Raw genomic sequence first — 23,120 nt, 5'->3', positions numbered from 1 at the left:
CGCCATTCCTCCCGAAGTTTTGCGCAGCCTAGTGGAGATGCGGGAAGGGTCAACGAAGATGTCCGCGCCACGGCGTTGACAGGCCGGCGCTTTCCTCTCATTCATCAGACAATTGACAAGGGGAGGATGCTTGCCGGGCGTTCAGCTGCACCATGGCGATCTCAAGGGGATCAACAGCGCCAATGTTCGTGCCGAAGCGGCGTTCGCGGGCATCCCCGCGCCGCTTTCGGGGGACGCATGCGGAAAGCTGTCCTGAAACAGCTCTCGTGGAATGTATTCATCACCCGGCCCGAATGATCGACAGGTTGTACCCCGCCCCTTCGGAGCGCTAGGATCGAGCCATGGTTGCAAAGGTCAAGACCGCCAAGCCGCTCAACGTCCGGGCCCGGCGCAAGTCGCTGCGCCTGCACGGCACGATCGCACGCGATCTCGGCATCCTGATCGTCTCGGGACGTTACAAGCCCGGCGAGATCCTCAACAACGAAGTCGCGGCAAGCGACCGGCTCCACGTCTCGCGCACCGCGTACCGCGAGGCGCTACGTATTCTCGCCGCCAAGGGACTGGTCGAAAGCCGCCCGCGCACCGGCACGCGCGTCAGCGATCGCGAGAAATGGCATTTGCTCGATCCCGACGTGCTGTCGTGGATCTTCGAGTTCGAGCCCGACGACGAATTGCTCTACAGCCTGTTCGAGTTGCGGAAGATCTTCGAGCCCGAGGCCGCTGCGCTGGCGGCCGAACGCCGCACCGATGCCCAGCTGACGCGCATGGCTGCGGCGCTCGAGGCGATGGAGAAGCACACGCTGGCGGTGGAGGAAGGCCGGATCGCCGACCAGGACTTCCACGCGGCGCTGCTGGAGGCCTCGGCCAATCCCTTCATCACCTCGCTCACTACCAGCGTCAGTGCCGCGGTGGCGTGGACGACGATCTTCAAGCAGCGCAACAGCCCGCTGCGCCGCGATCCCGTGCCCGATCACCAGCGTGTGTTCGATGCGATCGCGGCAGGGGATCCCGAAGGCGCGCACGCTGCGATGGCGCACCTCGTCGACATGGCGTTCCTCGACACGACGCGCAGCAAGGGGCCCAAGCTCCGCCAGGCCAAGAGCCTGCGCCGCGAGGTCGCGGCGGGCTAGTTCCCTGCGCTTTGCGGATTGGGGGTAAGAAAAAGGCCGGGCTAGATGCCCGGCCTTCTCCATTTCCCGCACTTCCCTCTAGCGCGGGGAGCCGGATTTATTCGACGGCGGTGGCCGGCTCGTCGGCGACCGGGTTGGTCACCTTGCAGCCCCACAGCGCGTAGAACAGGACGTAGAGCGCACAGGCCGTAGTCACCAGGAAGCCCCAGTGCAGCCCGTACGCGTCACCGATCTTGCCCTGGAACGCGGCGAGCGCGCCGCCCGCGATCGACATGATCAGCAGGCCCGATCCTTCCTCGGTCAGCGGTCCCAGTCCGCGAATCGCCAGTGCGAAGATGGCGGGGAACATGATCGAGAGGCCGAGCCCGACCACGATCAGGCCGTACATCGCGACCGGTCCGGTCGCGAAAACCGCAGTCAGCGAGCCCGCGATCGCGATCAGCGCGAAAATCGCCAGCACTCGCTCGGGCGCGATCCTCTGCATCAGCGCCGCGCCGGCGAACCGGCCGACCATCATCCCGCCCCAGAAGAGCGTGAGGTAGGTCGCGGCGTGCTCCTGCGTCAAATTGGCGACGTCCGGCTGCGAGGCGAAGTTGATGAAATAGCTGCCCACGCCGATCTCGGCGAGCACGCACAGCGCAATGCCGACGCAGCCGAGGATCAGGTTGCGGTGGTTGAACAAGGAGAGCCCGCGGCGCGCCTCGGCCGAAACGCGGGAGGTCGCCGATCCCAGTGCGGGAAGCTTGGCGCGAGCGATCATGACAGCGAGCGCCGCCAGCACGATCGCGACGATGAGATAGGGCAGCTGGGTCGCCTGCGCGTCGGCGAGGCGCTGCTCGGGGGTGAGCACCGTGCCGTGCGCGGTCGTGCCGGCGGTGGTGCGTGCGAGGATCAGATACTTGCCGAACAGGATCGCCAGCACGTCGCCGGTGGTGTTGAACGCCTGCACGAGGGTGAGGCGCCGCTCGGCGCTCTCGGGCGGGCCGATCACCGCGACATAGGGGTTCGCCGCGACCTGCAGCAGCGCGATGCCGCACGAGACCACGAATAGCGACGCGACGGTCACTTCGTAAGAGACGAGATATGCGGCGAGGATCATGCCGAGCGACCCGAGGGTCATGACTGACAGGCCGACGGTCAGCGCGCGCTGATAGCCGATCCGCTCGATCAGCTTCGCCGCGGGAATCGACGCGAGGAGATAGCCGATGAACCAGACGGATTCGATCAGTCCGGTCTCGAAATAACTGAGTTCGAACACGCTGCGCAGGTGCGGCAGCAGCGTGCCGTTGATGACGCTGATGAAGCCCCACATGAAGAAGAGCGTGGCCAGCATCGAGAGTGCGGCGCGATAGGGTACGCCTGCGACCGACGGGGCGCCGGCCTGGGGTTGAATGGGAACGGCTGGCATGGGCTTGCTCTTCTCCTGGGGTTGGCTTTTCTCAGAGTGCGACCGGCCAGCCGTCGTCCGTCCAGCCGAGCGGCTGGATGCGGAGCGTCGGCACGCCGCGCGCTTGCGTATCATAAGCGTGGTAGACGATGTAATCCTGCTTCGGCTCGCGCAGGATCGCGACGTGTCCCGGGCCGACGAAGCGCTTGCCCCGGTCGAGGTCGGCGTGAAGGACGAGCAGACCGCCGCCGTCCATCATCTTCTTTCCCTCACGGTCGCGATACGGACCTGTCGAGTTCTTCGAACGCCCGACCACGGTGTAATAGGTGCTGGCCGCGCCCCGGCAGCAGAAATCGAACGATGCGAACAGATAGTAGAAATCGCGGCGGTGGATCACGAACGGCGCTTCGATCGCGCCGGGCCCTCCGCGCCGGGCGAGCGCGTAGACCCGGGCGTCCTGTGTCGTGCGCAGCCCGGTCCCGGGATCGAGCCGGATCATCTTGAGCCCCGACCAGAAGCTGCCGAACGCCAGCCATTGGCGTCCCTCCGCGTCTTCGAACAGGTTCGGATCGATCGCATTGAAATCGTCGCTCGGGTTGGACCGAAACACGAGACCCTTGTCGGTCCACACCGGCTTCTCGAGCGAAGGAGAGGTCACCAGTCCGATCGCCGAGCGGTTCTTCCCGAAGGTCGAGACCGAATAATAGACGCGATACTCGCCGTGCGAAAAGCTCACGTCCGGCGCCCAGATCCCGCGCGCGTCGGGGACTGTGTCCTTCACCCAGCCCGGCATTTCCGTGAATACGGAAGGAGCGCGTGCCCAATTTGTGAGGTCTTTCGACGTGCGGATATGGATCAGGCCCTTGCCGTCGCGCTGCTGGCTGGTCGTGAACAGATAGAAGCTGCCGCCCTCGCGGATGATCGCGGGATCGTGCAGCGGTGCGATGTCGCCGGCAATGCGCGCATTGAACCGCGCCGGCGCAGGCGGGTTCGCCTGTGCCGAAGCCTGCTCTCCCGCTATCCCGGCAAGGAGCGCCGGGAGCAGAAAGCGAAGGCAAGAGATGCGGATAATGCCTCTGCCTCCCGTGTCAGTCGAACGAGACCGACGCGGCGAGAGTCGTCGAACAGGGAATGCTGCGTTCTAGAGCCACGTTCTCTTTCCTCTCCCCCTCTTCGCACTCCGATGGGCGGGCCCATTCTGACAAGCACGGTTTGATTAGTCAGACAAAAATACGAGCACCGCGGATTCTCGCAAGCGCTTTATTGCAGGCTGGCCCGGTTTCGACCAAGCCGCGCAGAATCGTAGCTTTTCCCCTGCCTTTGGCGCAATCTGCTACTGGCACGGCGCACAGATCGACTGGACTGATCCGCCGTTCGCCGCATATAAGTCTGACTATTACCCGAATCGGAAGAGGATCCAGAGGTTATGGCGTTCAGGCTCGTGCAGTTTCGCGACTCGGCCGGTGGACGGGGCGTCGCCGCGTTCCTCGAAGACGAGGCTGCAGTGCGGCTGAACGGCGTCGCCACGACGTATGAGCTGGCGCTGGCGGCAATCCGCGACGGGGTTTCGCTCGCAGATGCGGCACGCGCGCGGGCAGGGGAGGCGATCGATCTCACGGCCGCCGAAGCCGAGGGCCGCCTGCTCGCGCCGATCGACCATCCCGACCCCGCGCATTGCTACGTCACCGGCACTGGCCTTACGCATCTCGGCTCGGCCGAGGGTCGCGACCAGATGCACAAGGCCGCGGCGGGCGGCACGCTCACCGATTCGATGCGCATGTTCAACATGGGGCTCGAGGGCGGCAAGCCCACCGACGGCAAGCCCGGCGTCCAGCCTGAATGGTTCTACAAGGGGGACGGGTCGTCGCTGATCGGTCCGGGCCAGCCGCTGCCTTCGCCCGATTTCGCGCTCGACGGGAGCGAGGAGCCCGAGATCGCCGGCATCTACGTGATCGACGATGAGGGGCGTCCGCGCCGCCTCGGCTTCGCGCTCGGCAACGAGTTCTCCGACCACATTACCGAGCGCGGCAATTATCTCTGGCTCGCCCATTCCAAGCTGCGCCATGCATCGCTCGGGGCCGAGTTGCTCGTCGGTGAGCTTCCTGCCGATGTTCGGGGCACCAGCAAGATCGTCCGCAATGGCGAGACCTTGTGGGAAAAGCCCTTCCTCTCGGGCGAGGCGAACATGTCGCACGCGATCGCCAATCTCGAGCACCATCATTTCAAATATGGACTTTTCCGTCGCCCCGGCGACGTTCACGTCCATTTCTTCGGCACCGCGACCTTGTCCTTCGCCGATGGCGTGAGGACCGAGGAAGGCGATGTCTTCGAAGTGTCAGCAGCGCCGTTCACATTGCCGCTGCGCAATCCGCTGCAGACTGTTCTCGGTGGCGAGGCGAGCGTTGTTCCGCTTTGAATCCGGCGGACATAATCAGCTTTAACTAGACAAAATCCCGGCGTCGCGCGGGAACAAGAGGGAGAGTGAGATGAAGCTTTTGAAGTACGGCCTGCTGCCGATCGCGGCGACGCTGATGGCGATGCCCGCATTGGCGCAGGCACCGGCGAGCGTCACCGTGACCGTGGACACGGGCAAGCCCGGCGCGAAGATCGAGCCCGCAGTCTATGGCCAGTTCGCCGAGCATCTCGGGCGCGGCATCTACGAGGGCATTTGGGTCGGAACCGATTCTAAGATCCCCAACACCAACGGCTATCGCAACGACGTTCTCGCCGCACTCAAGCACATCAAGGTGCCCGTGGTCCGCTGGCCCGGCGGCTGTTTCGCCGACGAATATGACTGGCGCGACGGCATTGGGCCGAGTGCGAAGCGGCCCGTGCGCATCAACCGCCACTGGGGCGGGGTGACCGAGGACAATGCCTTCGGCACGCACGAATTCATGAACTATTCCGAGATGCTCGGCACCGACGCCTATGTCGCAGGCAACATGGGTTCGATGAGCCCGCGCGACATGAGCCAGTGGATGGAGTACATGACCGCCGAGAAGGGCAGCCTCGCCGAGGAGCGCAAGAAGAACGGCCGCGAAAAGCCGTGGGCGGTCAAATATTTCGGCGTGGGCAACGAAACCTGGGGCTGCGGCGGCAGCATGCGCGCGGAATATTCGGCGGACCTCCACCGCCGCTATCAGGAATTCGTCAATCCTCCCGCGGGCAAGAAGCTCATCAAGGTCGCGAGCGGCTCCAATGGCAGCGACTATAATTTCACCGACGTGATGATGCGCGAAGCCGGCAACAAGATGAACGCGCTCAGCGTCCATTACTACACGCTGCCGACGGGCAACTGGGACAAGAAGGGCGCTGCCACGGGCTTCTCCGAGGATGAATGGGCCTCCACGCTCAGCCGCGCGACCTTCATGGACGAACTGATCACCAAGCACGAAGCCATGATGGACAAGCATGACCCCGAGAAGAAGGTCGCATTGTACGTCGACGAATGGGGCACCTGGTACGATCAGGAATCGGGCTCGACCCCGGGTTTCCTCTACCAGCAGAGCAGCCTGCGCGACGCGGAAGTGGCGGCGCTGACGCTCAACATCTTCCACCGGCATACCGATCGCGTGAAGATGGCCAACATCGCGCAGATGATCAACGTGCTCCAGGCGATGATCCTGACCGACAAGGGCCGGATGATCCTGACCCCGACCTACCACGTCTTCGATATGTACGTGCCGTTCCAGGGCGCCACGCCGTATGCGGCGGACGTGAAGGGGCCGACTTATGAGAAGGCCGGGTTCAAGTTGCCGATGGTCGACGTTTCGGCCGCGCGCGGCACCGACGGCAAGCTCTATCTCTCGCTGACCAACACCGATCCCAACAAGGCGGCGCGAGTGACGACTAACCTCAGCGGCAATGCCCGTGGGCGCATCCTCACCGGGCCGGCGATCGATACGCACAACACGTTCGACCAGCCGAACACGATCCAGCCTGCGGTCTATTCGGCGCGCAGCTCGGGCGGCAAGCTGACCTTCGACCTGCCGGCCAAGTCGATTGTCGTGGTCGCCGTCGAGTGATGCTGACGCGGCGGTTGTTTCTCGGTTCGGCGAGCGTGCTTGCGCTCGCCGGACCGGCCTTCGCCCGCATCACGGTCGAGGAAAAGCCGATCAAGGTGAGGCCGCTGCCGCTGCCGGCGGTGCGGCTCAAGCCTTCGGTTTTCCTCGACGCAGTCGAGACCAACCGCCGCTATTTGCTGTCGCTTGTCCCCGAGCGGCTGCTCCACAATTTCTACGCCGGCGCCGGGCTGCCGACCAAAGGCGAGACCTATGGCGGCTGGGAAGCGCGCGGAATCGCCGGGCATTCGCTCGGCCATTATCTGTCGGCGCTTTCACTGCTTTACGCCCAGACCGGCGACGCGGTGATCCGCGATCGCCTGCGCCACATCGTCGCCGAGATGGCACGTATCCAGGCCGCGCAGGGCGACGGCTATGTCGGCGGCACCACTGTCGACCGCGACGGCAAGACAGTCGACGGCAAGATCGTCTTCGAGGAGATCCGCAAGGGCGACATCCACAGCAGCGGCTTCGACATCAACGGCGGCTGGGTGCCGCTTTACACCTGGCACAAGGTCCATGCGGGACTGATCGATACGGTGCGCTTCGGCGATGTGGCCGAGGCGATGCCGGTGATGCTGGCGATGGCCGGCTATCTCGGCACGATCCTCGAGGGGCTCGACGACGCGCAGATACAGAAATTGCTCGCCGCCGAGCATGGTGGCCTCAACGACAGCTATGCAGAGACCTATGCGCTGACCGGCGATCCCCGTTGGCGGCGGATATCGCAGCGCATCTACCATCAGAAGGTTCTCGCTCCGCTCGCGGCGGGCAAGGACGACCTTCCCGGCCTCCACGCCAATACCCAGATCCCCAAGCTTATCGGCCTCGCCCGGCTCTACGAGCTTACCGGCGAGCAACGCCATGCCGACGCCGCGCGCTTCTTCCACCGGACCGTCGCCGGGCATCACAGCTACATCATCGGCGGCAATAGCGAACGCGAGCATTTCGGGCCGCCGGATCTGATCTCGACCCGGATCACCGAGCGTACCTGCGAGGCATGCAACAGCTACAATATGCTGAAGCTGACGCGGCACCTCTATGGCTGGCAGCCCGATGCTTCGCTGTTCGACTATTACGAGCGGGTCCACCTCAACCATTTGCTCGCACATCAGCATCCAGAAACAGGGATGTTCGTCTATTTCATGCCGCTCAGCGCCGGCGCGCGGCGGACCTACTCCACCCCCGAGGACAGCTTCTGGTGTTGCGTGGGCTCCGGGATGGAGACGCACGCCAAGCATGGCGAGAGCATCTACTGGCACGACGATGCCGCGCTGTTCGTCAATTTGTTCATCCCGTCCACGGCTGAGTGGAAGGAGCGGGGGCTCGGGGTAGAGCTCGAGACCGCTTATCCGTTCAGCGAGCAAGTAACGCTCCGTGTGACCAGGGCACCGCGCAGTGCGACGACGATCGCGCTTCGCCTGCCGGGATGGTGCGATGCACCGGCGCTTGCACTCAACGGCAAGCCCCAGCCGATCGATCGTGCCACCGGCTATGCCCGGCTCGACCGCCGCTGGCAGGCGGGGGACAGGATCGAACTCACTTTGCCGATGCGCGTCCGCGCCGAACCGACACCCGACGATCCGCGCATGCTCGCTTATATGAGCGGCCCGCTCGTCCTTGCCGCCGATCTGGGACCTGCCACCGAGGCTTTCGAGGGTCAGCCGCCTGCGCTGGTCACCGAGGACGCCGCCGCGGCTCTGGTCCCCGTCGCCGCCGCGGGACACCGCTTCCGCCTCGCCGACGCGCGGCCCGAAGCGCTGACCATGGTGCCCTTCTTTCGGCAATATGATCGCCGCACCGCAGTCTATTTCCCGCGCTTCACCGAAGCGCAGTGGAAGGATGAGGAGGCTGCTTTCCGCACCGAGGCTGCGGCGCGGGCGGCGCTCGAGGCTCGCACCGTCGACGTGATCCAGCTCGGCGAAATGCAGCCCGAACGCGACCACGACTATCGCTCGAACCACAGCGACCTGTTCTCGTGGGGCGGCCGCAGTGGGCGCCAGATTCCCTGGGGCATGGGCAATTACATGGAATTCACTCTCGCGGTGCGTCCCGGTCCGATGCTGCTCAGCGCGCTTTATTGGGGCGAGGAAGTGAACAAGAATTTCGACATCTCGGTCGAAGGCACGCGCATCGCCAACGAGCGCCGCGCCGCCCAGCCGGTGAAACGCTTCGTCAGCGTCGACTATCCGATTCCCGAAGCACTCACGCGCGGCAAGAACAAGGTGACGGTGCGCTTCGAAACCAGGGGCTCCGACGCCCTCGTCTATGAAACTCGCATATTGGAGGCACAATGATCCATCTGAATCGTCGTCATGCGTTGGGTCTGCTCGCCGCGGCGCCGGTCGCCGCGCAGGCGCAGGGGCAGGGGCAGCGCAACGTCCGCGCGCTCGCTCCGACGCCGCCGATGGGGTGGAACAGCTGGAACAGCTTCGCGACGACGATCAACGAGGAACAGGCGCTCGAGACCGCGCGGATCATGGCCGAGAAGCTGCTGCCCTTCGGATACGACATCTTCACCGTCGACATTCAGTGGTACGAGCCGGAGGCCAGCAGCTACACTTATAACTCCAATCCCGAACCGGTGATGGACGGCTATGGCCGGCTACTACCCGCGCCCAACCGCTTCCCCTCGAGCGCCGGTGGCAAGGGCTTCGCGCCGCTCGCGGCGGAGGTGCACAGGCTCGGCCTCAAGTTCGGCATCCATCTGATGCGCGGCATCCCCCGGCTGGCGGTGAAGCAGAACCTGCCGATCTTCGGCACGCGCTACCGGGCGCAGGATATCGCCGACACGAGCAGCATCTGCCCGTGGAACCCGGACATGTACGGCGTCGACATGCGCAAACCCGGCGCCCAGGCCTATTACGACAGTGTCTTCGCCCTCTACGCCTCCTGGGGTGTCGACTTCGTCAAGATGGACGATATGAGCCGCCCGTACGACGCCCACGCACCGGAGATAGAAGCGGCGCACAAGGCGATCGTCGCGACCCGCCGTCCCATCATCCTCAGCCTTTCGCCGGGCGAGACTCCCGTGCCGCGCGCCGACCACGTTCGTCGCTATGCGCAGATGTGGCGGATCAGCGACGATTTCTGGGACGAATGGCCCCTGCTCGAGGCGCAGTTCACGCGGCTCGAAAATTGGAACCCGCACCGTCGATCCGGCGGCTGGCCCGACGCCGACATGCTCCCGCTCGGCCGCCTTGCGCTCGGCAAGCGGGACACCAAGTTCACCCCGGCCGAGCAGCGCACCCTCATGACCTTGTGGTCGATCGCGCGCTCGCCTTTGATCATGGGCGGTGACCTGCGTCACCTGGACGCACCGACATTGGCGCTTCTCACCAATCCGGAAGTGATCGCGGTCAATCAGGCCAGCACGGACAACCAGCCGCATTTCGTCGCGGACGGGATGCGCGTGTGGACGGCGCGACACGCGAATGGTGCCGATCGCTACCTCGCTCTGTTCAATATGACAGACAAGAAACAGGAGATCGGCGTCGACTTCCGCTGGCTTGGCATCACGACCGTTCGAGTGCGCGATCTGTGGGAGCGCAAGGATCTGGGCAAGGCGACCACACGCTTCGCCGCTACGCTGCCGCCGCACGGTTCGGGGCTGTATCGCCTCACTTGATCGTCATCATCGCCGGCCTTGTGCCGGGATGCACCGTTCCGCGCCGGAAGGGCTGGAGGCGCATGGTTGTCGCCAGCCGCACAGTGGACCCCGGCACTTCGGCCGGGGTGACGTGTGTGGGGCTACGCCTCAGTGGTTGTGCCGCGGCACTCCGAAGGTCTGCGCCAGCCGTTGATACTTCACCGCCGGCTCGAGCACCGCGCCGGTCTCCGCCTGGCCGTTGATCGCGCGCTGGATCTCCTGCCAGGGCGTCTGGCTCGCGGGGAACTTGAACCCGCCGGCGGCCTCCAGTGCTGCGCGGCGCTGCGCTAGCTCGGTGTCGGACACCAGCATATTCGCCGTGCCCTTGCGAAGATCGATCCGCACCCGGTCACCGGTCTGCAGCAAGGCGAGCCCGCCGCCCGCCGCCGCCTCGGGTGAGGCGTTGAGGATCGAGGGGCTGCCGCTCGTCCCCGACTGGCGGCCGTCGCCGATGCAGGGGAGGGCATGGATGCCCTTCTGGATGAGCTGGACGGGCGGGCGCATGTTGACCACTTCGGCGGCGCCCGGATAGCCGATCGGTCCCGCGCCGCGCATGATCAGCAGGGTGCGCTCGTCGATCCCGAGCGCGGGGTCGTCGATGCGGGCGTGGTAATCCTCGGGACCGTCGAACACTACGACCGGGCCTTCGAAGGCGTCGGGATCGACGGGATCGGAGAGATAGCGTTCGCGGAATTCGGGCGAGATCACCGAGAGTTTCATGATCGCGCTGTCGAACAGATTACCGCGCAACACCGAGAAGCCGGCAGCCTCCTTGAGCGGCGCATCGAAGCGCCGGATCACTGCCTCGTCCTCGATCACCGCGTCGCGGCAATTGTCGCCGATGGTGCGGCCGTTGACGGTCAGTGCCTCCTCGATGATCAGCCCCTGACGTATCAGCTCGGCGACCACTGCGGGCACGCCGCCGGCGCGGTAATAATCCTCGCCCAGATATTCGCCCGCCGGCTGCAGGTTCACCAGCAAAGGCACGTCGCGGCCATGTTCCTGCCAGTCGTCGAGGCTGAGCTCGACGCCGATATGGCGGGCGATCGCGTTCAAGTGGATCGGCGCGTTGGTCGATCCGCCGATCGCCGAATTGACCCGGATCGCATTGAGGAACGCTTCGCGCGTCAGCACGTCCGAAGGCTTGCGGTCGGCCGCGACCATCTCGACGATCTGGAGGCCGGTGCGGTACGCCGATTCCTGCCGGTCGCGGTACGGGGCGGGGATCGCGGCCGAGCCGGGCAGCGACATGCCGAGCGCCTCCGCCAGCGAGTTCATCGTCGAGGCGGTGCCCATGGTGTTGCAGAAGCCGGTCGACGGCGCCGAGGTCGCGACCAGCTTGATGAAGCCCTGATAATCGATCTCGCCCGCGGCGAGCAGCTCGCGCGCCTTCCACACGATCGTCCCCGATCCGGTGCGCTGTCCCTTGTGCCAGCCATTGAGCATCGGCCCCACCGACAGCGAGATCGCCGGGATGTTCACCGTTGCCGCCGCCATCAGGCAGGCGGGCGTGGTCTTGTCGCAACCGGTGGTCAGCACCACGCCGTCGATCGGATAGCCGTAGAGCGTCTCGACCAGCCCCAGATAGGCAAGGTTGCGGTCGAGCCCCGCGGTCGGGCGCTTGCCGGTCTCCTGGATCGGATGGACGGGGAATTCGATCGCGATACCGCCCGCGTCGCGAATGCCTTCGCGGATGCGCTCGGCGAGAACGAGATGGTGACGATTGCAGGGCGAGAGGTCGCTGCCGGTCTGGGCGATGCCGATGATCGGCCTGCCCGACTGGAGCTCGTCGAGGCTGATCCCGAAGTTCATGTAGCGCTCGAGATAGAGCGCCGTCATGTCGGCGTTCGAGGGATCGTCGAACCATGCGCGGGAACGAAGTTTGCGCGGTGTCATGCTGGAATCATGCGTCATTTTGGTGATGTGAGCCCCTTGGGCGTGTGCCCGTATTAGTCAGACTATTGTCAAGAAATCGCCTCGCGGACAAGGAAAAATGCGCGATTTGCAGCCGACTATCGCCACCGGACGGTCAGCGGAGCGGGCATCCAGGGATGGAGGATCGTCGAAAATCCCCAGGGAAGCTGGTCGAGCAGGACGTCGAGCACCAGAGTCTCTACATCGAGGCTCCAGCCCTGCTCGCTCTTGGCCAACCGCCCTTCGCGCTGGAAGAAGGTCTGGCGCAGCGCTTCGACTCCGCTCTCGGCGAGCGGGGGCCAACTCGCGAGGATCGTTGTGAGCAGCGTGCCGCCCATCTGAAGCTCGCGTTCCTCAAGCAGTATTTCTGCCGGGACGGGTTCGGTGACCGGCATGCCGCACAATATCTTGTTGAGCGCGAGCAGGGGCTCGGGCGCGTCGGTGCGTGTGTCGACGAGCCATTGCAGCAGATGAACGGCGCGTCCCTGGCATTCGCCGTTGCGCCAGCGCCATCCGCCGTCCTCCGCCGGCGCGACATAATCGAGCGACTGAAAGAGATGGGGCAGGAAGACCGAGGCGAGGACCAGCCCGGCATTGGCGATGTGGATCGTCACGGGCGCGTCCTCCGAATTCTCCGGCCGCGCCTCTGCGGCGCGATCCTGGCGGTGGCGCTCGCGCAAGTCGAGGGCGATCCTGAGCGGCGCATCGCGCATGCCTTCGAGGCTCGCCGAAAGCAATGCCTCGATCCGCGCGCGCGTCGCGATGGGCGGGGGAGGAACGCCCTCCGCGCCGTCGAGCAACAGCCGGGTCAGGTGCGGAATCGGATGCCTGTCGCTGCTGGCGGCAAGGATCGCTTCCCATTGCGCGGCGCGTGCGAGAGGCGCGCCTCCCGCCCGCCGAGCCGCGGCGAGACGCTCGGCGGCGTGCAGCAGGCCGGCCCCGGCCGTCGGCGCGAGCAGCAGGAGCAGCTGGACCAGTTCGGCCTCGCCGAGCTCGCGCGCCGATCGTGACCGACGGCGCGGATCCTCGAGTGCGCGCCGGAGCGCGCTCAGCGAGGCATTGGGCCGAAGCATCAGCAGCGCACGCACCTTGCCAGCGATATCCCGGCGAGGCTTTTCGGTCGGTTTCGCCGCTTTTGGCGCGTCGATCCACTCTTCCGCCGGAATGCGATCGAGTACGTGGCGCAGCGCCGCTTGCTCGGCGAGGCTCGCCAGGGCGAACAATTGCCGCAACCATTCCGCCGCGAAACCGCGCCCGCCGTCGCGCCTCCAATCCTGCGCCGCAGCGGCCAGTGCCAGCGCCTTGGCCAGCTTTGTCGGCGCCACAGCTCGCCGACCCGCCCAACCGGTCAGCAGTCGCGCGAGCGCTTCGGAGCGGGCGCGTTCGGCAGGCGCCATCGACGCAAACAGCAAGGGCAGGGTTTGCGCATCGGCCAGCAGCGATGCCAGATGCAAGGGCGCGTCCTTGGTTTCCGCAACCAGCCGCAGCGCCGCGAAGGGACGAGCGCGGATCAGCGCCGCCAGCCGCAGGCCAGTATCGGGCGTGCGACGCCGTTGGCTTCGATCCGGATCCCTGCCGATCGCCGCTTCCTGTGTCAGTATCGACACCAGCGCCCGAGCCTCCGCTTCGACATCCAGCGCGCCCGCGAGGCGCCGTCGAACCCATGCGGCCGCCTGCGTGCCGCGGGGCGCGAGTGTCGTCAATAACCGCGGCAATTCGCGCCGCGAAAGCTGTGCCGTGGCGGGGTTGCCCTGCGCCGGCCTGTTTTCGTCGTTCACGAGAGAGGGGAGACTTCCCTCGTCGAGGAGCGTCGCCACGGTGAAAGGCAGCGTCTCCGGAAGCATTCCGCGCAATTCGGCCTTGGTCGCGGAGAGAAGCAGTGCCAGCCGCAACAATGCGGATCCGGGCAGCAGACGGAGCCGGCGAAGCAGCGTCGCGTTGTCGCGATGCGGATTTCCATCGGACAAGCGTGCGCGCAGCATGCCGGGCGTCAGGCCTGAAAGGTGCGGCAGCAGCCGGGCCAGTATCGCGGCGGATTCGCCGGGCGCCATGCCGTTCCTGCCGGACCAGAAGAAGGCGAATTGCTCGAGCGCCGCATGGTGTGAAGCGAGCCGGCGCGTGGAACGGTCGGACGTCACCCACAGCGGCGCCAGTGCCTCCCTTTCGGAAACTCCCATGCCGAGTGCTTCCGCCGACAGCCGGGTGCGGAGCATGGTCGGGGGTATTCGTCGGGCTCGGGCCAGCGCAGTCAATGCCGCCGCGAGCAGGGTCTCGGGCAAGTCGCCGTCGGCTGCTCCGGCTGCAATGGGGAGCAGCACCCGCCATTCCGCCGGCGAGCAATGCGCCGCACGTGCCAGGGCGGCGAGAGCGGCATGCAGATGCGGCGCGAGCAATTGGCCGATCACCACTTCCGGTGCGTCGGGCTCGCCGAGCAGCAGGCACAATCGCTGCGGGTCCGACGCAGCGAAGTTACGCAGCATTTGCCGCGCCGCCAGCGAATCCGTCGCCATCGCGGCCGCCAGCATTTTGCGGACGCGGGCAAGGTCGGACGGAGACGGATCCTTCGCCGCTTCCGCCAATGCCGCCAGCAATCGCGCCATCGCTCCCGATCGGTGGCGGCGCTGCGCCGCCAGCTTCTCCACAGCGGGAAGACGGATACTGCCGGCTGCCGCGTTGCGCATCCGTGCGATCAAGGTCGTCGCCAGACGGGCCGCGATTTCGGACCGACCGGCCGATCGGGCGGCGAGCGCGAGCAGCGCGGCGCGCTCTGCACGGCTTTCCGCCAGTGCCTCGATGGCCATGGGCAGGCCGCCCCTCTCGATGCTCCAGATCGCGGCGAGCGCATAATCGAGCGGCAGCACCCCCTCGATCGCCGAAGCGAGCCCCGCCGGATCCTCGCCGGCGAGCCGTCGAAGCAGCCAGCGCAGTTGCCGCGGATCCGCGATCTCGGCCAGCCGCGCCGCCTCGCGCCGCTCGCGTGCGGAGAGCGCGCGCCTGCCGAGCAATGCCGCCAGTTCCGAAATGCCGAATGCACCCGCCAGCAGGCCCGGCTCGTCGGCGATCAACTCGCCCAGCACCGCCACCAGCGATCCCGGCGCCCGCCTTCGTGCCAGCATCCGCGGCAGTCCCCGGCGCAACTGGGCGATCAGCGCTGAGAGAGTCGTACCTCCGCTCCGCGCCAATTGCCGGAGCAGGCGTAGCAGGAACGCCTTGCGATTGGCCTGTAGTCCGGTCTCCTGCAGCGCGTCGCGCAGCACGATCGTCCAGAGCATTTCGGCGAGTTGCGTGGGGCTCGCCGGGATCAACCGATCCGCTGCGTGACGCTCGCGAACCTCACCCAGATAGGCGAGGACATAGGCCGCGTGCACCGGCTCCAGCCGGTGCAGCAAAGCGGCGAGCAGCGTTTCGGGCATCTGCCGGACCAGCCGCCTGAGCAGCGCGTCGCGCGCGCCCCGCCGCCGCAGCATCGCGACGAGCGCCAGCGGATCCTCGGCGATCAGTTGCGCGAGCAGGTCGGCCGGCGACGTCTCCAGCGCGATCGCGCTTGCGATCGGCCAGGCGCCGTGGAGGAGATAATGTTCGAAGGCAGTGACGAGGGCACGGCCCTCGCGTTCCCGGAGCATTGTGCCGTCCGCCCCTTCCCGCAGCGCGACCGCCAATGCCGCGCGCAGCTTTTCGCGCAGGCTTGCTTCGGCGCGGTGGAGATCGTCCGGTGCGAAGCGGCCCAGCGCGATATGCACCGCGGCGATGCGGACGCGCTCGCCGGGCGTATCGAATTCGTCGAGAACCTGCGCGATCACCGGGACGAAGCGATGCCGGTTGATATCCCCGATGCGATTCAGCAGCGCGGGCTGCGCCAGGCCGCGCGCGACATCGATAGTCAGCACTTGCTCTTCGACCAGATGATCGAGCCGCACGCGCCGCATCTTTAGCCAGCTACGCGCCCGCTGCTGGCGAGCTCGCGCGCGATCGCTTCGGCTATCCGCGTCTCGGGAACATAGCCGGTGTCGTCGATCAGCGCGTGCACGCTCAGCCGGCGCAGAATGTTGATCATCTCGCCGCCGCTCAGCTCGTAGCGCCGTGCGAGCCCCTCCAGCGATACGCCCGCGGCGAGCTTTCGGCGCGGCTCGGCGAACACCATCTGCCAAAGCGTCAGCCGCGCGGCAGCGTCGGGCATGGGGAAATAGACCATCGCCTGAAAGCGCCGGGCAAAGGCGGCGTCGATATTCGCCTTGAGGTTGCTCGCCAGAATCACGACGCCGGGGCAATCCTCGATGCGCTGGAGCAGATAGGCGATCTGCTGGTTGGCGTGACGATCGTTCGCGCTCTGCGTGTCGCCGCGCTTGCCGAACAGCGCGTCGGCCTCGTCGAAGAAGAGCAGCATGTCGCCGTCCGCCGCCTGATCGAACAGCGCGCCGAGGTTCTTCTCGGTCTCGCCCACCCATTTGCTGACCACGCGCGAGAGATCGACGCGATAGACCGGCAGCCCCAATTCCTTGCCCAATGCTGCGGCGGCCATCGTCTTGCCGGTGCCGGGAGGACCGTGGAACAGCGCGCGATATCCAGGCTTGAGATGCTTCCGTAGCCCCCAACCCTCCATCAGCAGCTTCTCGTTGCGGACCCAGGTCAGCAGGTCGTCGAGTTCCTCGCGCACGACCTGCCCGACGACGACCTCCTTCAGCACATAGGGCGTTTCGAGCAATTGCGCCGGAAATAGCGGGGCGAAGCGCGGAGCGGCGGTGGTGCCCGTGGTCAGCCGGGCGATCCAGCGCTGGCTGACGGTCAGCGGCGCCCAGGGGCCGGTTTCGCCCGGTTCCTCTGCAGCCTCGAGGATCCGCCGCGCCTGGAGCGGCGCCTGGGGTGCGAACAGCTGCAATGCGGCGAGCCGCCGGTCCATATTCTCGCCCCCCAGCAAGAACAGAGCGGTTTCGCGTGTCGGGCGAAAGCCCCCATGCGTGCCGCCCTCGGCTCCGCCGAATTCGGTGAAGCGGCGCTTGCTCGCGTCGTTCTGGATCAGGAACACGTCGAGCGCCTGCGGGCGGAGATGCGGCAGCAGCGCGAGCATCAGCACGAGCCGCTCGGCAGGCGTGAGACCGGCTTCGCGTACCCCTTCGGCATAGGGTACGGACAGAGCGCCCGGATCGGGGGCCGGCACGCGCGCGAGCACATCGCCATCGGCCTCGCGGGCATGCAGATCGAGCCGCAGGTTCAACACTTCGCGGAACCAGCCGATCTCGGCCTCGATCACGGCGCCGTTGCCCGTCATTCGCGTCCGCGTTCGCGATGCGACCAGCGTTCGAGCACATCGCGCAGTTCGGCGGCGAGTTGATCGGCGGCGTGCCGCTCGCCGAGCGCCAGCGCGGCATGCCATAGGCGATTGAGATCATGCAGCCGTCGCCACCGCGCGAGATCGAGGAAGTGGACGTGAAGCGCGACATGCGCGGGCAGCGCCTCGCGGATCGCCGCTGCAATCTCCGCGCGATAGCGAGGGTCGTGACGCTCCTCGTCGCGCATCGCGATCCCCGCACTGACCGCCATGGCGTAATTGAAGCGGCCTCCTTCGAGCTCGCGGCGCGCCCGGGTGCGCGGGCGAAGCATCATATGCTCGACCAGGCAGACGCGCCCGTGGCGGCCGCGGCCGCTTCCGAGAAGGAGATTGGCCTGAAGTGCTGCGCCGGCGACACCGCGGGTCCGGCTGCGCGCATCGGGATCGAAACCGCGGCCCCGGCGCTTCGCAAGCGTTGCGCGCTGGTCGAGCAGGGCTTGCTTGATCGTGACGCGATGGACCGCTGCCGCCGTGCGGCAACCGGCGAGATGCGGCGGTATCGGAATGCCATCGGCGGGAATGCCGTAGAGCGCGAGCAACAAGTCCAGCAGGTCCTCGCGATGGCGCGCGGAGAGGTCCGCGGGAATCTTGCCGCCGAGCAGCGCCGCGACTTCATCCAGCCGGATGCACATGCCGCGCATCACTGTTTCGAAGATGGCGAGGAATCCCTGAAGCTGCGCCGCCGCCGGAGTCTCGGGCTTGCCGGTGCCGGCAAGGCCGTAGACGCGGGGCAGTTGCGGCCCCAGCGGCGCAAACTGGTCGAGCGCGCGGGCGCGTCCCTCGGGCAGTATGAAGGCCTCCCGCCAGGCGGCCTTGATCGGGTGGTCCGCGCGGTGGGCGTCCCAGCGCCGCAGCAATCGCCGCAGCACTTCGCCGCGATCGATCGCGCAGCTGCGCCCGCCGACGTTGAACGCGAGCGGCAGCGTCTCGTGTTCGATCCCGGCGTCGAGGCTGCAATAGCTGTCGGCGTCGATCCGATACGCGCCTTCGCACAGTTCGTGGCCCTCGATCCAAAGGCCGAGATCCGAGACCCGCAACACGCCGGGCACGTCGCGCAGGATCTCGGCGAGCGTCTCGGGATCGATGTTCGCCGGCTTGTCGGTCAGTTCGCCCGCCGCGATCAGGCCCTTGTTCAGCAGCGGTCCGTCGAGAGCCGAGGGAGCGGCCCCGGCGCCGAGCCCGGTACGCCGCGGCTCGGGCGCGAGTGTTAGCGCAAGCCGGAACAGCGCCTCGGCCATTGCCGTCTCGGGGCGCACATCGTGATCGAGCGCAACATCCGCACGCACGACCGTCCGGATCGGCCGAAGTACGCGGATCGAACCGATATCCTCGCACAGTGGCCGGTTCCGCGAGAAGACGCGCTGTGCCCGGGCGATCAGGTCGCGGTAGCGCGGGTAGGATTCCGGATGCACGCCGGGGAGCGGCAGCCTGGCGTGGAGACGGATGCCGTAGAGGCCGTCGGCATCGGCATCGTCGCGTTGCGGGGTCAACCAGACATTGGCGAGCCCCTCGACACGGTCGAGGAGCAGGCGCCGGAAATCGGGAATCGTGACGGGCGGCGAGGGAAGCGCGCGCCAGGGGGGATAGACTCCGCCCCGCGCCTCCAGCTTCGCACCGGCGAGCAGATCCGCGATCGGCAGCGTCGCGCGATAGCCGAGATCGGTCAGCGCATAGCTGAGCAACTCGACCAAGGTCACACCGGGATCGTGCGCGTTATAATCGGTCCAATGTGCGCATAATTGCTGCAGCAGGCCGATCGCCTCGCTTTTGAGCGCATCGAAATCCTGGGCGGGCGGCACCACCGGATCACGGGCGATGACCGCGGGCGCTACCATGATGCCGATGCCGTCGCGGCTATGCCGACGACCTCGATCGTGCCGGGGATTGGCACGTGCCAGCCGGGTGGCGCGTCGCCCTGCACCACCGTGAGACGATCGATCGCGCACACTTGCGGCAGGCGCAGCAGGAATTCGGCGATCCGGGCCCGGAGGCGATCGATGCCGGCGTGGTCCACAAGATCGAGACCGGGGTCGACGCCGGGCGAGAGAAAGGCCGCCAGTTCCGCCTCGATCGCGGCGAAGTCGGCATCGGCCAGAATCAGGCGGGCGGTGACATGGATGGGAACATGGATCGGATCGATCACTGCGATCCGTGCGAAGGGACTGGAGATTTGCGCGAGCCGATCGGCGACGGCTTCCCGCAATTGCGGGGGTATTTTGACCGCACCGCTTCCTACGGGCATGGCGACTATCGTCACATTGGCGGCCGTCATTTGCCGGGCGGGGTCGCCTTCGGGGAATACCCGCACCAGCTCGATGCCGGGGAATTCGGAAAGCACCAGCCGCTCGATGTCCCAGGCCGAGAGCGCGCGGCCACGATGCCGGACGCGTTCGGCCGTGCGGGCGCGGAGCGTCGCGGGCGCCTCGCGCGGCTGGCCGCCGCTGGTGTCGAGCGGCTGCACCACATGAGCCATGCCGGGCAGCCTGGTGACGGTACCAGCGGGTACCGGCGGCATCGCTTGTCCGGTGTCCTGGATGAGCCGGGTGGCCGAGACCGCGTCGGGCAGTATCGCGGTGATCGCAGGGGGCGCCGTCGCGGTGGCGAAGGTCAGCCGTAGCACGAAGGGCTGCGCCGCGTCCGCCGGCACCGCGATCCGCAGAATGCCGGTGGTGGTGAGGTTGCTCGTCTCATCGGCCAGCAGCGCGGCGGACGGGAGCGGCTTCCAATTGCCTGCGGTCCGATAGCTGTAGCCGGGGCTGGTATCCTCGGCGTCGCTCGCCGCCAGTTGAACGAGCATCGCCAGCACCTCGCTTGTTCGCGCGCCCTCGAAATACAGGTCAAGCGTCACTTCCCCGGGGCCGGCGGGGAAGAGGGGTGCCCCGACGATCGGCACGGGGATGGGACTGTCGAGCGTCGCCGCATGGTGCAGAGTCAGCGCGCCGGTCTCGACCATGCGCGCATAATCGAGGCCGATACCCGAGAGCAGCGGCTGGAAGGGCGGGTTGGGCAGCAGGACGACTACTGGCTCGGGCGCGGCCTCGGGTTCGGTCTCGATGCCCTCGATCTTCTTGAGGAGCTTCGCGGGCAGGGTGAGGATCGCGCGGAGCATCCGCCGAAGAAGACCAGGGCGGGCAGGGAGGGGCGCATCGCCCCGCGCCATCGCCTCGGTGGCATATTGGACGTTCGCCGCGTGGAGCGAATGGCCGAAACCCTGTGCCGGCCCGGCGAGGGTCACGCAAATATGATCGGGAAGCGGTTCGCCGCTGTCGCTGGCGGTGACGGCGAACCACGAGACGGGCGCGAGCGGACCCTGCTCGGGCATCAGCGGTGGCGCCGGCTCGAATTCGGCAGTGAAGACGTTGGGCGGCGGCACCGCCGGCACCGGCGGCCTGACGTCGATGCTCGCGGGCGCGAACAGCGGAAGACGCTGCGCGACGTCCCAGCCATGCACCGGCGCCGCGAGCGTCACCGAAAAGGCGGCATTGTCGAAGGGAGGAGAGTCGAACATCCGCCCCTGTCCGTCGACGACGTAACCGCGATAATGATCGGCAAACCCGCCATCGCCCGGCGGGAGCCCGGCCCAGTCGAAGCGCAGCACCAGCCGATCGAGCGGCGGCCCTGCCAGCACGGGGTGGTCGACGCGCAGCCAGCCTCCGGGCCAAGGCGGCGCACCGAACGGGGCTGCGGCCGATGCGCTAGCTGGCCCCGCGGGCGTCCGTATTTGAAGTCCGGGCAGGTCCTTCACCGCGATGTTCAGCCGGGCGTCGGCGATGTGCGCGTCCGCCAGCGCTCCGGCGGCGAGCGTGAGACGCAATGCGGGCTGAGCAACCCTGTCGACGGCCTCCGACGGGCACGGCGCCAGGGGCGGAAAATCGGGACGCAGCGTGAAGCTCACGGCCAATGTGCCGGCGTCGAACGAACAGTCGGGCGAAGGCACGGACAGCCATCCCTGCGCCGTCGAGACGCAGAGCCGCAGTTCCGCACCTGCCACATCGACTGTGGCGCCGAGATCGAGTTCGAGCGCCACGCGCCGCGTGCCGCCGGCCAGGTCGAGCAGCGGAGTCGAGAAGATCGCTTTGGCCTCGAACGGCTCTCCCGGAAGCGGTGCCGCCACGCCCATTGCCGCGTCGCCGAGCTGCCCCTCCGGGCCCGGCGTCAGGGGATGCAGCGTGGTGTCGCCGCTCCCGGGTCGCCACAGCCGCGCCTCACGCAGCACCGCGCCGGTCACGGCCAAAGATGCGTCGGTCGCGAAGGCGATGCCGCGCCCATCGGCATCCTTGCCGGCAGGAAGCAGGGTGCCCTTGGCCAAAGTCGGCCGCGTCCCGGGCTTCGGCACCACCGCCACCAGCATGCGATCGGGCTGGCCCGGCGCGGGCGCGGCGCGGAGCAGCGTCTGCTGGTAGAAATCGATCAGTTGCTGCGGCACCTGGTTCAACAAGTCGCAGGCATGCCCGAACAAGTGCGCGAAGGCGATCACCAGCGCCGGGTGCGGATTGTGATCGCCCGAGCGCAAACTCGCCTCGAACGCGGAAGCGGCACGGGCGCCGAGTTCACGCATTTCCTCGACGAACTTCTCCACGGCATCGGCCAGTGCTTCGAGCATCCGGCTCGCCCAGGCGCGTTCGACCGCTTCGGCGACACCACGCACTTCGCCTTCGATCATCGCGCGGCGCCATGGCCGCTGCGGCGCGTCCCAATGGCGGTGGTCCTGGCGGAGCCGCCCGCTCGGCTCGGCCTCCTCGACCGCCACCACCTCGTCGAACAGGAGCTGGAGCTGCGGGCCGAGGACATTCTCGATGACCTCTTCGGCGAGGCGCCGGATCGATTGCCCCTGCCTCGAGCCGTCGGCCGGGCCCAGCCAGTCGTCGAGATCGTCGGCGAAGCGCAACAACGCCTCGACAAGCTCGGTCAGCCGCCGTTCGTTCCCGGATGGACTGGTCGCGCCGCGGGCCTGTTCGAGCAGCGCCGTCAGCGGCTCGGCGCGCGTGTCGATATCGGCGGTGACGAGTAGAGCCAGCGCGAAACTCGGGTCGGCGAGCAGTATCTTGCGCCAGTCGCCCTCCACTGCGCCGGCATCCTTGTGGAACGGGATATCCGCCGCCAGCCGGGCGATATCGGCGAGCAATTCGGGCAGCCCGCGCGGATCGAGCCGCGCAAGTTCGGGCGCGAAGGCGCTTGGCTCGCGGCCCGCCTGTGTCGCCCAGCGCGTGATCAGCGGGGATGGGGATGTCACGGCCCCTCCACCAGCGTGCCTTCGTTCTTGTAGAACGGGAAGACCAGATTGTTGCGCGTGTTGGTCACGCGTACGCGATAGTCGATCCCGATCAGTACCAGCGCGGGATCGTCGTCGTCGAGTGCTGCCGTCACTTCGATCAAGTCGATGCGCGGCTCCCAGCGGAGTATCGCGGTGTTCACCATCTCGCGCATCTCGCTGAGCAGGCTGGCCGTCAGGTCGGCGAAGACGAAGCGCTGAAGATCGCAGCCATAAGTGGGGACCATCACGCGCTCCCCCTGCGGCGTGGAGAGCAACACGAACAGGCTCTGGCGGATATCGGAATCGCCTTCCTCCATCTCCGTGCCGAGCGTCACGGTCGACACGCGCGGCGGAAAACTCCAGCCGCGGCCCAGGAAGGAGACGGGGCGAGGGGCCATC

The 23,120-nt window shown here is 67.0% G+C and carries 14 protein-coding genes; 6 read left to right on the top strand and 8 right to left on the bottom strand.

Translation table 11 applies throughout. The features are described from left to right. Positions 1–130: 130 nt before the first annotated feature. Together BR78_RS22305 and BR78_RS0106605 are read left to right on the top strand one after the other, a co-directional pair. Entirely contained in the window at positions 131–256 is a 126-nt protein-coding gene (locus BR78_RS22305; protein ID WP_269320201.1) for a hypothetical protein, read from the top strand. A gap of 85 nt (positions 257–341) precedes the next feature. Beyond that, complete coding sequence (locus BR78_RS0106605; RefSeq protein WP_025560007.1) at positions 342–1,130, top strand: FadR/GntR family transcriptional regulator; 789 nt, start codon at positions 342–344, stop codon at positions 1,128–1,130. A gap of 97 nt (positions 1,131–1,227) precedes the next feature. Here the strand turns inward: BR78_RS0106605 and BR78_RS0106600 are convergent, their stop codons facing one another. Together BR78_RS0106600 and BR78_RS0106595 are read right to left on the bottom strand one after the other, a co-directional pair. After that, positions 1,228–2,538: a sugar MFS transporter gene (locus BR78_RS0106600; RefSeq protein WP_025560008.1), complete on the bottom strand. Its 1,311-nt coding sequence runs from the start codon at positions 2,536–2,538 to the stop codon at positions 1,228–1,230. 31 nt (positions 2,539–2,569) lie between these two features. Next, entirely contained in the window at positions 2,570–3,454 is an 885-nt protein-coding gene (locus BR78_RS0106595; protein WP_269320204.1) for an arabinan endo-1,5-alpha-L-arabinosidase, read from the bottom strand. Between the two features lie 489 nt (positions 3,455–3,943). On the opposite strand from BR78_RS0106595, the gene araD1 reads away from it, so the two are divergent. The 4 genes from araD1 (at position 3,944) to BR78_RS0106575 (ending at position 10,206) form a co-directional block, all read left to right on the top strand. Further along, positions 3,944–4,933 (top strand): AraD1 family protein, encoded by a 990-nt coding sequence (gene araD1 / locus BR78_RS0106590; RefSeq protein WP_025560010.1) that lies wholly within the window; start codon positions 3,944–3,946, stop codon positions 4,931–4,933. A 70-nt stretch (positions 4,934–5,003) separates the two neighbouring features. Then, positions 5,004–6,542 carry an alpha-N-arabinofuranosidase gene (locus tag BR78_RS0106585; protein WP_025560011.1) on the top strand — a complete coding sequence of 513 codons (1,539 nt, stop codon included), beginning with the start codon at positions 5,004–5,006 and terminating at the stop codon, positions 6,540–6,542. After that, positions 6,542–8,875, top strand: a complete 2,334-nt coding sequence (locus BR78_RS0106580) for a glycoside hydrolase family 127 protein (protein WP_029725050.1) — start codon at positions 6,542–6,544, stop codon at positions 8,873–8,875. Before BR78_RS0106585 ends, BR78_RS0106580 begins: the two co-directional genes overlap by 1 nt. Then, the gene (locus tag BR78_RS0106575) at positions 8,872–10,206 is read left to right on the top strand and encodes a glycoside hydrolase family 27 protein (RefSeq protein ID WP_025560013.1); all 1,335 of its coding nucleotides are present in this window, start codon (positions 8,872–8,874) and stop codon (positions 10,204–10,206) included. The genes BR78_RS0106580 and BR78_RS0106575 overlap by 4 nt, the downstream gene beginning before the upstream one ends. A gap of 129 nt (positions 10,207–10,335) precedes the next feature. Here BR78_RS0106575 and BR78_RS0106570 read toward each other — a convergent pair whose 3' ends face one another. The 6 genes from BR78_RS0106570 to BR78_RS0106545 form a co-directional block, all read right to left on the bottom strand. Beyond that, on the bottom strand, positions 10,336–12,123 hold the full coding sequence (locus BR78_RS0106570; RefSeq protein ID WP_197021286.1) for an IlvD/Edd family dehydratase: 1,788 nt from the start codon (positions 12,121–12,123) through the stop codon (positions 10,336–10,338). A gap of 116 nt (positions 12,124–12,239) precedes the next feature. Further along, entirely contained in the window at positions 12,240–16,058 is a 3,819-nt protein-coding gene (locus BR78_RS20870; RefSeq protein WP_156022235.1) for a contractile injection system tape measure protein, read from the bottom strand. Positions 16,059–16,069: 11 nt separating this feature from the next. Then, on the bottom strand, positions 16,070–17,407 hold the full coding sequence (locus tag BR78_RS0106560) for an ATP-binding protein (protein WP_025560016.1): 1,338 nt from the start codon (positions 17,405–17,407) through the stop codon (positions 16,070–16,072). Next, complete coding sequence (locus BR78_RS0106555) at positions 17,404–19,302, bottom strand: hypothetical protein (protein ID WP_025560017.1); 1,899 nt, start codon at positions 19,300–19,302, stop codon at positions 17,404–17,406. Before BR78_RS0106555 ends, BR78_RS0106560 begins: the two co-directional genes overlap by 4 nt. Further along, positions 19,296–22,700 carry a baseplate J/gp47 family protein gene (locus tag BR78_RS0106550; RefSeq protein ID WP_025560018.1) on the bottom strand — a complete coding sequence of 1,135 codons (3,405 nt, stop codon included), beginning with the start codon at positions 22,698–22,700 and terminating at the stop codon, positions 19,296–19,298. The genes BR78_RS0106555 and BR78_RS0106550 overlap by 7 nt, the downstream gene beginning before the upstream one ends. Then, the gene (locus BR78_RS0106545; protein WP_025560019.1) at positions 22,697–23,119 is read right to left on the bottom strand and encodes a GPW/gp25 family protein; all 423 of its coding nucleotides are present in this window, start codon (positions 23,117–23,119) and stop codon (positions 22,697–22,699) included. Before BR78_RS0106545 ends, BR78_RS0106550 begins: the two co-directional genes overlap by 4 nt. Position 23,120 lies beyond the last annotated feature (1 nt).

Origin of the sequence: Sphingomonas sp. UNC305MFCol5.2, from assembly GCF_000712135.1 — a bacterium.
Classification (GTDB): Bacteria; Pseudomonadota; Alphaproteobacteria; order Sphingomonadales; family Sphingomonadaceae; genus Sphingomonas.
This window is presented reverse-complemented; position numbering and strand designations above follow the sequence as displayed.